The organism is Nitrincola schmidtii (assembly GCF_008973715.1).
Taxonomy (GTDB): domain Bacteria; phylum Pseudomonadota; class Gammaproteobacteria; order Pseudomonadales; family Balneatricaceae; genus Nitrincola; species Nitrincola schmidtii.
This window is the reverse complement of record NZ_WBOL01000031.1, coordinates 1-1325: the sequence shown is the minus strand read 5'-3', so window position 1 is coordinate 1325 and position 1325 is coordinate 1. Positions and strand designations below refer to the sequence as shown.

General features: G+C 42.7%; 1 protein-coding gene. It reads left to right on the top strand.

Translation table 11 applies throughout. The features are described 5' to 3' along the window. The first annotated feature begins 112 nt into the window (after positions 1 to 112). Positions 113 to 1306, top strand: a complete 1194-nt coding sequence (locus F7R24_RS14580) for an IS4 family transposase (RefSeq protein ID WP_151671996.1) — start codon at positions 113 to 115, stop codon at positions 1304 to 1306. Positions 1307 to 1325 lie beyond the last annotated feature (19 nt).

Genomic DNA, 1325 nt, shown 5'->3' with positions numbered 1-1325 from the left:
CTGTGGTATCCCCACGAATTATTAATAAATAACAACAATTTAGTCAAATAAGGGAACGTTCATAGCCCTTGGTGATCAATCATTTCGCCAAAAACTACTTACCACTAGAGCTATGAACGTAACGTCTATATTGAACAAAATTATTCCGTTTGTCTGCCCCGATATGCATAAAACTCGTCGAAATGCTTTGGCTGCATGTGTTTTAAGCCTTGCACAAGGAAGTCCCTGCACTGTTACAAGTATTGGTCGTGGCATTCGTTCAAAAGCATATGAAAAACATCGCATAAAACGTTCAGATAGACTGATTTCAAACCCTCACTTACGAAGGGAATCACTTTCAATTTATGCCTATATGTGCCGTATCTTTGCAGGTGCTGGAAGACCCATCATCAGTATAGATTGGTCAGATTTAGATGGACGAAAGGCTCACTTTTTGATCAGGGCTTCTGTGGCTTTTGAAGGACGTGCATTGACCTTATATGAGGAAGTCCATGGCATTAAAACCAAAGAAAGGCATCAGACTCATCAGCGTTTTCTAGCCACTCTAAAAGCAATGCTACCTAGTAACTGCAGACCCATTATAGTGACCGACGCAGGCTTCAAAACACCGTGGATTAAACTCGTCAAAGAACTCGAGTGGGATTATGTTGGACGAGTTCGTCGACCTAGGAAGTTTTTCGATGAGGCCAGCCAATCATGGCGTTGCATTTCTCATCTGTTTCCACAGGCCAGTCAGAAGCCAAAAGCATTAAAACTGAAAATGGTTCAAACCGACCCTCAGCATAGTCATCTTGCGTTGTATAAAGCTCAGCCCAAAGGGCGCCATTCATTAAATCAAGATGGCACCAAGCGATCATCAAAGATATCTCTGACGGCAGCACGAGGTGCTAAAGAACCTTGGCTGCTGGTTTCATCTTTGCCTTATAACAGCAGCTTCGCGAAAAAGAGTGTCATGATTTACCAGACACGTATGCAAATTGAAGAGAGCTTCCGAGATATGAAAAGCACTAAGTTTGGCTTGGGCTTCGAGCAACATTATACGACGAAAATAGAACGAGCAAGATTGCTGGTATTACTCTCAACGCTAGCAATCATGGTGCTTGTGCTGCTTGGAAAAGTTATCGAACTGGCAGGATTGGCCTATCGATTTCAGTGCAATAGTACTCGTCACCGCCGGGTTTTATCACACTTTTATCTTGGAAAACGTCTGCTAATGAATAACCTTAGAATACCTGATCGGATTTGGCGAAAGGGTATCAAAGAGTTTGCAGAGCAGCTAAAAAGGTCATCAAGTGTCATGTCTTAAATTCGTGGGGATACCACAG

Excerpts from the sequence above, each read along its gene's own strand:
- F7R24_RS14580 (WP_151671996.1), top strand. The coding sequence starts at position 113 with ATGAACGTAACGTCTATATTGAACAAAATTATTCCGTTTGTCTGCCCC.